We start from the raw sequence: 12653 nt of genomic DNA, 5'->3' as shown, positions 1-12653 counted from the left end.
TGCTGTTACAAGTTGCAACTGCGGTAGAATCGACTCACCGCCCTCGCCGCTTATAACGGCAGGATTCATTCAACATCACGATCTGGAAGCCAATGATGCACATGCTCGAAAACCGCACATACGACGAACTCAAGGTTGGCGACACGGCCAGCGTTTCTCACACCGTCACAGAGCGTGATCTGGTCCTGTTTGCCGAAGTGTCCGGAGACGTAAACCCCGTACACCTGGACGAAGCGTTCGCCGCAGCAACCCCTTTCAAAGGACGCATTGCCCACGGCATGCTCGCCGGCGCATTCATATCCGCCACCATCGCGTGCGAACTCCCCGGGCCTGGCTCCATTTATATAGGTCAGGAGTTGAGTTTCTTGCGTCCGGTACGCCTGGGTGACGAGATTCGTGTTGATCTCGAAGTGCTTGAGAAGCTGCCTAAAAACCGCGTGCGAATCGCCACACCGGTTTTCAATCAGGACGGAAAAAAGGTGGTTGAGGGTGTCGCCACCGTTATGGCGCCGACCGAAAAAGTCAGCCTGCCCCGTCCTGCGCTGCCAGCAGTAACGATTTCGGCTTGATTGACGCGATTGGCATCACGTGACCGCGCGTGATGCCAAACGTAAGATTTATTGAAGAGCTCAAGTCATAAAGAAGCCGAAGGCAAAGGCTCTGACAATAAACACATGCAGAGGCGCTGGTTGAAACACTACAAACCATTATTCGCAAGCCGCGGCTCACCGGTGAGGCCATCAACCGGGAAGCCTGCCGACCTGATGGCGTCCAGCAGCGCTCGACAACCCGGTCAGGATTCCCCGGTCACTTGGCCAGGTACTTCATCCCCTCTTCCAGACCTTCGAGGGTCAAGGGATACATGCGGTCTTCAATGAGGTCTCTGACGATGCGCGTAGAGGTCGTATAGTCCCAGGCGTCCTTGGGATAGGGGTTTATCCAGATAAGCTTCTTGTACTTCTCCATGAAGCGCTGGATCCAGACGTGTCCAGCCTCCTCGTTCCAGTGCTCGACGCTACCGCCTGGTTGTGTGATCTCATACGGTGCCATCGCCGCATCGCCGACAAAAACCACTTTGTAGTCGGACCCGTATTTGTGCAGCAGATCCAGGGTGGACGTACGTTCTGCCGTCCGGCGCAAATTGTTCTTCCACACGGATTCGTACACGCAGTTATGGAAGTAGTAATACTCCAGATGCTTGAATTCGGTGCGGCACGCGGAGAAGAGCTCTTCGCATACCTTGATGTGCGCATCCATGGAGCCGCCAATATCGAACAGCAATAGCAGTTTCACCGCGTTGCGCCGTTCAGGCCGCATCTGGATATTCAGCAGCCCGCCGTCGCGGGCGGTGTGATCGATGGTGCCATCGATGTCCAGTTCGTCAGCAGCGCCCTGCCGGGCAAACTTGCGCAACCGCCGGAGCGCCACCTTCATATTGCGCGTACCCAACTCGACCTGATCATCGAGGTTCTTGTACTCGCGCTTGTCCCAGACCTTGGCCGCCTTGCCCTGACGCTTGCCCGCATCACCGACGCGGATGCCTTCCGGATTATAGCCACCCGAACCGAAGGGGCTGGTGCCACCCGTGCCGATCCATTTATTCCCGCCGGCGTGACGTTCCTTCTGTTCCTCGAGGCGCTTCTTGAACTCCTCGATCAACTTGTCCAGACCGCCGAGCGACTTGATGTTTTCCCGCTCTTCGTCGGTCAGCATGCGCTCGAATTCCTTGCGCAGCCAATCTTCTGGAATCAGCGCCTCAAGCAGCTGATCGAGACTTTCGAGCCCCTTGAAATAAGAACCGAACGCCCGATCAAATTTATCGAAATGACGTTCGTCCTTGACCATGACCGTGCGTGTCAAATAATAGAATTCGTCCATGTCGGCGAATACCACATGGTGTTTCAGCGCATTGATCAGATCCAGCAGCTCCCGCACCGATACCGGCACCTTGGCTGCACGCATTTCGTTGAACAGGCCCAGTAACATCGGGCACCCCCTTTATCTACGGGTAGACCGGATATCCGGGGCCCGCGATGCAGACTCCGGATGCCACGTCGGTAATGACACTGCTTCGATTGTGGACGCGCGGTTTGGCTAAACGCGCGAAGCCTGGCTCAAGCGCTATCAGCGATTCTGCCGGCGGGTCATGAACGCCAGGCGTTCAAGCAGCTGCACGTCCTGCTCGTTTTTCAAGAGAGCGCCATATAACGGCGGAATCGCCTTGGTTGGATCGCGGTCGCGCAGCACGGCTTCGGGAATCTGATCTGCCATCAGCAGCTTGAGCCAGTCAACCAATTCGGAGGTTGAAGGTTTCTTTTTGAGGCCGGGCACCTTGCGCACGTCGAAGAATATATCCATTGCCTCGGATAGCAGCTCTTTCTTGATCTCGGGATAATGCACGTCGACGATCTTCTGCATGGTCTGGCGATCAGGAAAGGCGATGTAATGGAAGAAACACCGGCGCAGGAAGGCGTCTGGCAATTCCTTTTCGTTGTTCGAGGTAATGATGATGATAGGTCGCTTGCTGGCCTTGATGGTCTCGTTCGTCTCGTAGACGTAGAATTCCATCTTGTCGAGTTCCTGCAGCAAATCATTGGGGAACTCGATGTCGGCCTTGTCAATTTCATCAATCAGCAGGATTGCGCGTTCTTCGGATTCGAACGCCTCCCACAGTTTTCCCTTCTTTATATAGTTGCGAACGTCATGCACCTTATCGACACCCAACTGGGAATCGCGCAGGCGGCTGACTGCATCATATTCATACAGGCCCTGGTGTGCCTTGGTGGTCGACTTGATATGCCAGGTAATCAGCCTGGCGCCCAGCGAGTCGGCCAACTGCTCAGCCAACATGGTCTTGCCGGTGCCAGGCTCACCCTTGATCAATAATGGGCGTTCAAGCGTAATGGCAGCGTTAACCGCCAGTTTCAGGTCGTCAGTGGCGACGTAAGACTGAGTGCCTTCGAACTTCATCGGGGATTTCCTCGGACGAAAGCCCGGCTGAACCAGGCGATACAGGGATAAACGAGGGCGAAACTATAGCTTGCAGGTCGTTCGGGTGTAAACGAAGGCAGACCATTCGCCGCCTGAATGGATAGCAGACTGCATGTATCCCACTACCTCAGGAATCTTCTTCTCCAGTACCCAGCGCGCGCTCGAACTGGGGGCTGAACGCCTCAACGAAGGCGTTGCGCAAAATGGCGAAAAAAGCCTGTAGCGCACTGACCTCCGGATCATCCAGAGAGCCTTCCAGTTCGATGCGGCTAGCAAACTGGTCGGCTGACGGATTGGAAAGGACCTCTTCGCCGCCATGCACCAGCGCCTCCCAGACCCCACGGAAGAATCCTTTATCTTCGTTGGCAACATCCTGCTCGAAATCGAATATCTCCACATCGCGCAACAACGGTTTGATGTAGCCGCTCAGCTGGCTTTCTTCTGCCTCCACTTCCATGACGACTTCGCCGTGGCCCGCCTTGAAATCAAAATTGCCGTAGGCTGCGGCGAAATCATTCAGCCGGGTCAGATCGAGCCCTTCCAGCCGCATCCGCGCATCGAAGTTGTCAAAGCGCAGCAAGGGATCAAAGTTCGCCTGGGCTTCGACCGGTGCATGATCGAGAAAATCGGCCGTGCCCTCGAGGCGAGCGTCTCTCGATCCGTCTTTCTCTTCCGCATTGGTCAGGTTGTACACCATGACATTGACGTTGTCAGCGTAGAGGTTGACCGGCGGGTCCGATGTGAAATTGCGGAAATGCACACGGCCATTGTCGTAATGAAACTCATCGATCTCTACCTGCAGCAACTCCTTGACCGTATCGCGCCAGTCAACCTCATCGCCATACTGGTCTGCTTCCTCTGGTCCATCGACGAAATTAAGCTCAGGCTCCAAAAGATGTATCCTGATCGCCAGTATCTGCTCGCGAATCAATGGGGCCCAGCGCAGAGACAAGTCCGCTTCGGGTGTCTGGAAAAAGGGTACCTGCTCGTTGTCCTGGATCTTGTGAACACTGACATTTTTCAGCGTTGCCGCCCCGCGCCATATCGCCAGGTCGACATCCTCGACTTCACCCCGGTAGTCTTCACCCATGTTGGCCATTTTGTCGTTCAGCGTATCCCGCACGATACCGGGTAACGCCACGCGTAGCGCGACCAGCAGAAGCGCTATAATCACGAGCACGACGAGCAGGATGCTTAAGGACTTTTTCATACTCAACTGACCTCGCACCTCGAGCTCAGTTCAGCGAATCCAGTATGACCGACACGCCCCATCCGTCAGGGCACAGGTGCTAATAAGAGGATCAACCCATGAGCCATATCTTTGCTGACAATTCGCAGTCCATCGGTAATACGCCGCTAATCAGAATCAACCGCCTCGGCCCCAAGGGAGTCGATATCCTGGCGAAGATCGAAGGGCGTAACCCGGCTTATTCAGTCAAATGCCGCATTGGTGCGAGCATGGTCTGGGATGCCGAAGGCAGTGGCCGCCTGAAGCCGGGGATGACAATAGTCGAACCCACCTCAGGCAATACCGGCATTGGTCTGGCTTACGTAGCCGCTGCCCGCGGTTACAAGCTGATCCTGACCATGCCGGCGTCAATGAGCCTGGAGCGCCGCAAGGTTCTCAAGGCACTCGGCGCTGAGCTGGTGCTGACCGAACCGGCTCAGGGTATGAAAGGGGCGATTCAGAAAGCGCAGGATATCGCCGCATCTGACCCCGAACAGCATCTGTTGCTACAGCAGTTTGAAAACCCGGCCAACCCCGATATTCATGAAAAAACCACCGGGCCCGAGATCTGGAAAGATACTGGTGGCTCGGTAGATGTACTGGTGTCAGGGGTAGGTACAGGCGGAACATTGACCGGCGTGTCCCGCTATATAAAGAACCAGTGCGGCAAGCCCATTATTTCCGTTGCGGTAGAGCCGGCAACCTCACCCGTCATCAGTCAAACCCTGGCAGGTGAAGAGGTGAAACCCAGTCCGCACAAGATCCAGGGCATCGGTGCTGGTTTCGTTCCGGCCAATCTGGATCTGAGCATGGTCGATCGTGCCGAGCAGGTCACAGATGAAGAATCCAAGAGCATGGCCCTGCGCCTGATGCGTGAGGAAGGCATTCTATGTGGAATCTCGGGTGGCGCGGCCATGGCCGCTGCAGTGCGCCTGGCACAATTGCCGGAAATGCAGGGCCGGATGATAGTCGTTATCCTGCCTGACTCTGGCGAACGCTATCTCTCCAGCATGCTTTTCGACGACATGTTCAGTGATCAGGAACTGGTCCAGTAAATCGGCACTTTCGCCACCGGCGGGCTTTCTGGCCCGCCGCCCTTTCATTCGCCACAGGCCCTTTGCCCAACATGCCGTTGATACATGCACGTATTGCCCAGCACATTCTTGTCGGGTTTGATGTCTACAGAGCCCGTTTCCAGGAAATAACCCGCGGCGCTCGCAGCCGTTTTGAGCAGGCACGCTGGGTCGATATTCAGGACGCCTCTGCTGCACGCATCAACATGTACGAGGAGTGCGTCAAAGCGACAGCACATAGCCTGAACGGGCAATTCGAACTGGCTGATATCATGGACGTCAGCAACTGGCCGCACATCCGTGAGGCGTACATCGAACTGATCGATCCAAGACTCGATGGAGAGCTGGCAGAGACCTGGTACAACTCGATCTTTTGCCGGTTCCACCGTCACGAGCTGATCAGCGACCGCACCATGTTTGTCCACACCACCAGACCAGTGACCCGCCCACCGTCACGTATTCCGCTGACCAGGGGGCTCATCTCGGAAGGTTCGCTGGATGACCTGGCGCGACAGATTCTTGAGGAATATAGCTTCGAAACCCCGTGGCACGACTTCGATAGCGACTGCGCAAAAATCGTTGCCTATCTGAAGCAGGGTCTCCCCGATTGGGCGCAGCTGGACCGAGGGTTGACCGTAGAGATAATCCAGGACGTGTTCTACCGCAACAAGGGCGCTTACCTCGTAGGCAGACTGCTCAGCCAGGAAGAGCAGTGGCCATTCGTGCTGCCGTTGGTTCATCGTGAAAATCAGGGCATCAGTGTAGACACACTGATTACCGACGAAGCAGAAGTGTCTATCATTTTCTCGTTTACCCGCTCCTATTTCATGGTGGATGCACCCGTACCCTGCGAGATGATCAGCTTTATCAAGCGACTGATTCCGGGCAAACACATAGCCGAGCTGTACACCGCGATCGGGTTCTACAAACAAGGCAAATCCGAATTCTATCGGGCCCTGATAGAACACCTCGCACGCAAGGAAGATCGGTTCATCATGGCGCCAGGTGTGCGGGGCATGGTGATGAGCGTGTTTACCCTCCCTGGCTTCAATACCGTGTTCAAGATCATCAAGGATCGCTTTGCCCCGTCAAAGAATATTGACCGGGCGACCGTCATTGAAAAATACCGTTTGGTCAAACGCCACGACCGCGTCGGCCGCATGGCCGATACACAGGAATTCTCGGACTTCCGCTTCCCGCGTGATCGGTTTGATCCCGAGTGCCTGGCAGAACTGCTTGAGGTAGCGGCCCAGACGGTTATAGAGGAAGGCGACGTCATCCTCATAAGGCACTGCTGGACCGAACGGCGCATGACGCCCCTTAATATCTATCTTGAAACAGCCAGCGAGACCCAGACCCGCGAGGTGCTGCTGGATTACGGAAAATCCATCAAGCAGCTGGCGGCAGCGAACATTTTCCCTGGCGACATGCTGCTGAAAAATTTCGGTGTCACACGCCACGGTCGCGTGGTGTTCTATGACTACGATGAGATCAGCTACCTGACCGAGGTCAATTTCAGGCACATCCCCGAAGCAATGTATCCCGAGCAGGAGATGGCGTCCGAGCCCTGGTACTCAGTCGGCCCCAACGACGTCTTTCCCGAGGAGTTCCCGGTTTTCCTGTTCGCCGACATCAACCACCGCAAGCTCTTCGCCAGCATGCATGGCGAATTGTTCGACGCGGATTACTGGAAGACGTTGCAGGAACAAATCCGTGCCGGACTGATAATCGACGTGTATCCCTACAAGCGTCCCGGGATCGAGACAGGCAGCCCTTTATCCGACATTCAGTAAAAAACCGACGAAAGGGATGTTATTTTCTGAAACTGTCGTATACTGAATTTCGTTCATTTGGTGCCTGAACGCGGCAGCACAAGCATTGCTTGACTTGATCTGCTTTAAGGCGCACAGTGAGCGCGTAGGTTTTCAAGATAGAGTAGTAGGCTACAAGCGCACTTTTAGTACGTAAGTTTGTCATTCTCGTAATCTTCGATTCCCGCGCTACCATTGAGTCTGCTCATGTGAGTGTTCTCAAGTATTTTAATTTGATAGGAATTATCCGAAATGGCAACTGGTACAGTTAAGTGGTTCAACGACACTAAAGGCTTTGGCTTCATTACTCCGGACGGCGGTGGTGATGATCTGTTCGCCCACTTCTCCGAAATCAAGGTTCAGGGCTTCAAATCCCTCGCCGAGAACCAGAAGGTGTCTTTCGACATCACTACTGGTCCTAAAGGCAAGCAAGCTGCGAACATTCAGATTATCGGTTAATCCGGTATCTGACTAAAAAACCCGGCCTCGGCCGGGTTTTTTTTCGTCTGTTTTTTGTGTAACGACTGCCCTGTCTGCTATTCCCTCCTCTGCTTTCGCTCTCCCCGGCGGCAGCCTAAAAAAAACTCGCCTGCCCAGCCGGTACGTCGTACCCTAGGGGCCAACGATCCGAGGGAGCCAAGATCGCTTCAATATCAGCATCTAGCGCCCGCCACCCATTGTCCGGAAGAGGTTTTCGCAGTGGACAGTAGCAATGAAAAAAAGAGTAACGACGCGCTTCGGCTGAGTCTGTTCCGTGCCGCCGAGGCCATCGTCAGCGAGCTGGGCGCATCCCAGCTTACCTTCGCCAGTCTGAGCGAACGCACCGGCGTTGATGAAACGACACTGCGCGCCGAGTTTCCAGACCGTGAAGCTCTGCTGTCGGCAATGATCGAACACCGCCTGGAGCGTTTCCGGGTTCGTTGGGGCGCCTATGAAAGCGTGCTGCCAGATGAGCCCATGCGAGAACTCAAAGCCTTGTTGCTTAGCAACCTGAGCGAATCGACAGAAGAGAAGAATCTCGACTCTGCAATCTTCGCGGCTGCAGCAAGTAACCCAGCGCTTCTACGGACAACGTCCGATGATATCCAGGGCCTGTTCGATATTCTGGAGAAGTCTCCGCTGGGTCTGGCTCAGGCAAGCATCCTGTTCTTCTCGGTGCGCGGCTATCGACTGTTTGAACAGATCGGCATTTGCCCCATGACCGACAACCAGCGGACCGACTTTCAAGAACAGATCATGCAACTGGCCAGGACCATGTACGAACAGAAAACCGGCGAATGATCCAGCGCAGCGCAGCGCATCGCTGCTGCCTTGCCTGACCGCTAACGGCTCGCCGGAACCGATTTGTGATTCCGGCTACGCCAATGCCGCCATCCAGCCCGCAACAGAACCAGACCTACATAGGCGAGACCTGCAACGGTAAGCGCCAGACTGAGGTTACCCAGCATTCTCCCCATGTTGTCCCCTGTATCAAATAGCGTGTCCAACAGCCATATAAAGAAGGCCGGTGCCAGCCATGGCTCCGCCGGATCAACGCGGGACGGGACGAATAACAACACGGCAGCAATAACCCAGAGCGGTTCGCGCACGAACCACCATTTGATCCAGCGGGTCATTTGCCACCAGACCAGCCAGGCACAGCCTGCCGCGGCAAGATAAATCATCCAGACAGTCTGGTACTCGGATTCATTGAACATGGATGGTACAACCGGTGTGAGTGTGCGAGCGGCTATAATATCTTTTTTACCATCCGAGGTCCCAGACTGATGCCACCCGTTGCCCGCCGAGACGAAAAAGCAGTAGATCCCTATGCCTGGCTGGAGCAGCGTGATGCTCCGGAGGTGTTGGCGTATCTGGAAGAAGAAAACCGTCATACCGAAACCTGGCTGTCGGAGAATCTGGATCGTCGCGATCAGCTCTTCGAGGAAATCCGCGGGCGCATCCGTGAGACAGATCTGTCGCTTCCCGCCATCAAGGGCCCGTGGTTGTATTACCAACGCACCGAAGCTGGCGCCGAGTATCCGCGATTCTATCGGTGTCCACGGCCTGACGACGGTAGCCTGGAGATTGATCCGGCGACCCAGCAGCTATTGCTTGACCTCAACGTACTGGCTGGCGATGACTTTCTGCACCTTGGCGGCTTCACCATCAGTCCGGATCAGCATTGGCTTGCCTACAGCCTAGATCGTCAGGGCAACGAGACCTATCAGCTCTATCTGAAGAATCTGAGTAGCGGTGAGGTTGCCGAGCTGGAACTGCCGCAGGCCGATGGCAGCCTGACCTGGGCTAATGACAGCGAAACGCTGTTTGCGATGAGTATGGACGAGACGTCGCGCCCTTCTACGTTGTGGCGCTTACGACCGGGGCAACCTGCCCATCAGGTATTTCACGAAGCAGACCAGCGTTTCTACGTGCACGCCTATCGCAGCAGCTCGGAACAATGGCTGATGCTGGCATGCGATAGCAAGAACACCAGCGAGGTAAGGGTCTTATCGGCGAACGAACCTGAGGGGCAATGGGCACTGCTTGCCGAACGCCGTGAGGGGCATGAATATCAGGCAGACCATGGCCCGCAGGGCCTACTCATCCGCAGTAATGCACAGGGCGAAAATTTCTGCCTCTATCGTTGCGATCCTGCGGCCCCGTCGCGCGATCATTGGGAAATGCTGGTAGAAACTGACCCGGCCCGCACGCTTGAAGACTTTGATGTGCAACAGCACGGACTGGTTCTACATTACCGCGACCAAGGATTGATCACCCTCGAAGTGCGCCCGCAAGCCGGCGCCGCCTATACCGTACAGATGCCTGACGCTGTCTACAGCTTGCACGTACAAGGCGGCGAAGAATACGTCAGCGAACGTATCAGGCTGCGCTATGAATCACTGAACCGGCCGGCCCAGGTGCGCGCATTGGACCTGGTCTCTGGCGAGCAACAGATACTTAAAGAAACGCCGGTGGAAGGCCCGTTTTCCGCAGACGATTACAGCGTCAGACGCGAATGGGCCACCGCACCAGACGGAACCCGCATACCGATCAGCCTGGTCGGCCGACCAGGCTGCCTGAACGCATTGGCGCCTTGTTATCTGTATGGGTACGGCTCCTACGGGGCGAGCATGGACCCCTGGTTTTCCCACGCCCGGCTTTCTCTGCTGGATCGCGGCTGGGTGTTCGCGATAGCTCATGTACGCGGCGGCGCCGATATGGGCGAGGCCTGGTATCAGGCTGGCAAGCTTGAACACAAGGAAAATACCTTCAAGGATTTCATTGCCTGCGCTGAGCATCTTATCGAGGCAGGGTACACCGATAGCCAGCGGTTGGTTGTCGCCGGCGGAAGTGCCGGCGGACTGTTGATCGGTAATGTCATCAACCAGCGACCCGAGCTGTTCGCTGCAGCCGTGGCGGATGTGCCGTTTGTCGACGTATGGAACACCATGAACAACCCCGCCCTGCCCTTGACCATCGGCGAGTATGAGGAATGGGGTAACCCGGCCGAGGCGCAGGTGGCCGAACGCATCAAGGGCTACGCGCCCTATGAACAGGTACGCAAACAGGCCTATCCGGCTTTGTTTGTCACGGCCGGCTATCACGATATGCGGGTTCAGTACTGGGAGGCCGCCAAGTGGGTCGCCAAACTGCGGCATCACAAGACTGATCATCGTCCCTTGGTGTTACGTACGCAGATGAGCGCAGGCCACGGCGGCGCCAGCGGACGTTATCAGGCCATGCGGGAACTGGCGGAGGAATACAGCTTTCTGCTTGCGGTTATTGAGGGCTGACGACGGCCCTGTTGCGCCTACATAGCAACGAAGAAAGCAATCACCAGAGGCCAAGCGAAAGGGCCGGACTGTCAGCAGTCCGGCCCTTCTTTTTTGAATCAGTAGCGGTTGGCTACGTCGTCGAAGGTTTCCTGAATAGTTTCGGAGGGCTCGGGAGTCAGTAGCGTGACGATCACGATGGCAAGGGTGGCCAGAATGAAACCGGGAATAATTTCATACAGACCAATAGTGTCGATCTGTTTGTAGACCACGACGGTTACGCCACCAACGATGATGCCTGCCAAGGCGCCATTGCGGTTCATCCGTTTCCAGAACAACGAGAGGATGACCGCTGGCCCGAATGCGGCGCCAAAGCCCGCCCAGGCATAGGACACCAAGCCCAGTACCGTACTCTCCGGATTGAACGCAAAGATCAACGCCAGAATAGCGATGCCGACCACGGCGAAGCGTCCTACCCAGACCAGTTCGCTCTGAGTAGCATCACGCCGGAACAGCGCCTTGTAGAAATCTTCCGCCAGCGCTGAAGACGACACCAACAGCTGGGAATCAGCGGTCGACATGATTGCAGCCAGCACTGCGGCGAGCAGAATCCCCGCCACCAGCGGATGCATCAGCGCCTGGATCAGCGACAAAAACACCGTCTCTGCGTCCTCGAGGCCTGCCTCGCCAAAATAGCCGATCCCTACCCAGCCGGTCATCAGTGCAGCAAATAGGCAGACAGCGCTCCAGAGCACGGCAATGCGGCGCGCTGTGGGCAGCGCGGCATCATCCCCAACGGCCTTGAAACGCGCCAGAATATGCGGCTGGCCGAAATAGCCTAGCCCCCAGCCAAACAGCGAGATGATGGCAACAAACCCGAGCGCCTCCCCATCGACATCAGTAAAAAACGATAGTAATTCAGGATTCGCCGCTTCCATGGCGCTGCGCGCTTCGCCCCAGCCGCCCATGGTATTCAATGTCATCAGCGGAACCACGACCAACGCTGCAGCCATCAGCAGACCTTGGATGACGTCGGTCCAGGACACCGCGAGAAATCCGCCGAAGAAAGTGTAGGAAACGATAATCACCGTCCCCACAACCACCGCCAGCTCGTAGCTCAGACCGAAGGTGCTTTCGAACAATTTACCTGCGGCGACCAGGCCGGAACTGGTGTAGAACAGAAAGAACAGCAGAATGAACACGGCCGAGATGACCCGTAGCAAACGGGATCGATCTTCGAAGCGGAATTCAAAGTACGCCGGCAGCGTCAGCGAATCGTTTACCGCGTGGGAGTAAACCCGCAAGCGGCGCGCTACGATCAGCCAGTTCAGATAGGTTCCCGCCAATAGCCCGGCAGCAATCCAGGTCGCTTCATAGCCGGCGACCAATGCATACCCCGGCAACCCGAGCAGCAACCAGCCACTCATATCCGAAGCCCCGGCAGACAGCGCTGCAGTCCCCGGCCCGATGGTGCGGCCACCGAGGATGTAGTCGGACAGATTACTGGTTCGCTTGTATGCGATAAACCCGATAGCAAGCATGATTGCGATGTAGACGGCGAAGGTAGCTGTCAGAATCCCTGCGTTTCCAGTCATGTTTTTTAGCTCCTTGGTGTAAGGGCGTCGAGTACGATTCTCATGCCTGCCCCGATTGACCCTGGACATCGGGCTTGTTGGGCAGAGCCCGTCTGTCGGGATGCAATTCTGCCACAGCCAGCTCCCGAGAGGGTCATGACTGGCCCGCTGATGTTAACGGCGACAGCCGGCTATACCCGCTCAATGAAGCAACTTACCCG

At 56.1% G+C, this 12653-nt stretch carries 11 protein-coding genes; 6 read left to right on the top strand and 5 right to left on the bottom strand.

Annotation, left to right across the window (positions count from 1 at the left end; genetic code table 11):
- Nucleotides 1–95 precede the first annotated feature (95 nt).
- Nucleotides 96–569, top strand: coding sequence for a MaoC family dehydratase (locus G3M63_RS14050; RefSeq protein WP_150301228.1), 474 nt, complete (start codon nt 96–98; stop codon nt 567–569).
- Nucleotides 570–807: 238 nt separating this feature from the next.
- On the opposite strand, the gene G3M63_RS14045 is transcribed toward G3M63_RS14050, so the two are convergent.
- The 3 genes from G3M63_RS14045 to G3M63_RS14035 form a co-directional block, all read right to left on the bottom strand.
- The gene (locus G3M63_RS14045; RefSeq protein WP_150301227.1) at nt 808–1986 is read right to left on the bottom strand and encodes a VWA domain-containing protein; all 1179 of its coding nucleotides are present in this window, start codon (nt 1984–1986) and stop codon (nt 808–810) included.
- A 138-nt stretch (nt 1987–2124) separates the two neighbouring features.
- Nucleotides 2125–2970, bottom strand: a complete 846-nt coding sequence (locus tag G3M63_RS14040; RefSeq protein WP_163983539.1) for a MoxR family ATPase — start codon at nt 2968–2970, stop codon at nt 2125–2127.
- Nucleotides 2971–3118: 148 nt separating this feature from the next.
- Nucleotides 3119–4201, bottom strand: coding sequence for a DUF748 domain-containing protein (locus G3M63_RS14035; protein ID WP_163983538.1), 1083 nt, complete (start codon nt 4199–4201; stop codon nt 3119–3121).
- A gap of 98 nt (nt 4202–4299) precedes the next feature.
- Between G3M63_RS14035 and cysK the strand changes: the two genes are divergently transcribed.
- The 4 genes from cysK (at nt 4300) to G3M63_RS14015 (ending at nt 8384) form a co-directional block, all read left to right on the top strand.
- Entirely contained in the window at nt 4300–5274 is a 975-nt protein-coding gene (gene cysK / locus G3M63_RS14030; RefSeq protein ID WP_163983537.1) for a cysteine synthase A, read from the top strand.
- A 71-nt stretch (nt 5275–5345) separates the two neighbouring features.
- A complete protein-coding gene (aceK, locus tag G3M63_RS14025; RefSeq protein WP_163983536.1) occupies nt 5346–7085 on the top strand; it encodes a bifunctional isocitrate dehydrogenase kinase/phosphatase in 1740 nt (579 codons plus the stop codon).
- 270 nt (nt 7086–7355) lie between these two features.
- Nucleotides 7356–7562 (top strand): cold-shock protein, encoded by a 207-nt coding sequence (locus G3M63_RS14020; protein WP_036989629.1) that lies wholly within the window; start codon nt 7356–7358, stop codon nt 7560–7562.
- Between the two features lie 240 nt (nt 7563–7802).
- On the top strand, nt 7803–8384 hold the full coding sequence (locus tag G3M63_RS14015; protein WP_150301222.1) for a TetR/AcrR family transcriptional regulator: 582 nt from the start codon (nt 7803–7805) through the stop codon (nt 8382–8384).
- 41 nt (nt 8385–8425) lie between these two features.
- Here G3M63_RS14015 and G3M63_RS14010 read toward each other — a convergent pair whose 3' ends face one another.
- Entirely contained in the window at nt 8426–8800 is a 375-nt protein-coding gene (locus G3M63_RS14010; RefSeq protein ID WP_163983535.1) for an MFS transporter, read from the bottom strand.
- Between the two features lie 69 nt (nt 8801–8869).
- Here G3M63_RS14010 and G3M63_RS14005 point away from each other — a divergent pair, with 69 nt between their 5' ends.
- Complete coding sequence (locus tag G3M63_RS14005; protein WP_163983534.1) at nt 8870–10879, top strand: S9 family peptidase; 2010 nt, start codon at nt 8870–8872, stop codon at nt 10877–10879.
- Between the two features lie 98 nt (nt 10880–10977).
- On the opposite strand, the gene putP is transcribed toward G3M63_RS14005, so the two are convergent.
- The gene (gene putP, locus G3M63_RS14000; RefSeq protein WP_150301219.1) at nt 10978–12453 is read right to left on the bottom strand and encodes a sodium/proline symporter PutP; all 1476 of its coding nucleotides are present in this window, start codon (nt 12451–12453) and stop codon (nt 10978–10980) included.
- Between the last annotated feature and the right edge of the window lie 200 nt (nt 12454–12653).

Origin of the sequence: Pseudomonas sp. OIL-1 (assembly GCF_010669185.1) — a bacterium.
GTDB classification, from domain to species: Bacteria; Pseudomonadota; Gammaproteobacteria; order Pseudomonadales; family Pseudomonadaceae; genus Halopseudomonas; species Halopseudomonas profundi.
Note: the sequence above shows the minus strand (reverse complement) of the source record. Positions and strands in the feature narration are given on the sequence as shown.

What these genes read in the sequence shown, in the direction of transcription:
- G3M63_RS14020 (WP_036989629.1), top strand. Translation starts at nt 7,356, where the DNA reads ATGGCAACTGGTACAGTTAAGTGGTTCAACGACACTAAAGGCTTTGGC.
- G3M63_RS14045 (WP_150301227.1), bottom strand. Translation starts at nt 1,986, where the DNA reads ATGTTACTGGGCCTGTTCAACGAAATGCGTGCAGCCAAGGTGCCGGTA.
- aceK (WP_163983536.1), top strand. Translation starts at nt 5,346, where the DNA reads ATGCCGTTGATACATGCACGTATTGCCCAGCACATTCTTGTCGGGTTT.
- putP (WP_150301219.1), bottom strand. Translation starts at nt 12,453, where the DNA reads ATGACTGGAAACGCAGGGATTCTGACAGCTACCTTCGCCGTCTACATC.
- G3M63_RS14040 (WP_163983539.1), bottom strand. Translation starts at nt 2,970, where the DNA reads ATGAAGTTCGAAGGCACTCAGTCTTACGTCGCCACTGACGACCTGAAA.
- cysK (WP_163983537.1), top strand. Translation starts at nt 4,300, where the DNA reads ATGAGCCATATCTTTGCTGACAATTCGCAGTCCATCGGTAATACGCCG.
- G3M63_RS14035 (WP_163983538.1), bottom strand. Translation starts at nt 4,201, where the DNA reads ATGAAAAAGTCCTTAAGCATCCTGCTCGTCGTGCTCGTGATTATAGCG.
- G3M63_RS14010 (WP_163983535.1), bottom strand. Translation starts at nt 8,800, where the DNA reads ATGTTCAATGAATCCGAGTACCAGACTGTCTGGATGATTTATCTTGCC.
- G3M63_RS14050 (WP_150301228.1), top strand. Translation starts at nt 96, where the DNA reads ATGCACATGCTCGAAAACCGCACATACGACGAACTCAAGGTTGGCGAC.
- G3M63_RS14005 (WP_163983534.1), top strand. Translation starts at nt 8,870, where the DNA reads ATGCCACCCGTTGCCCGCCGAGACGAAAAAGCAGTAGATCCCTATGCC.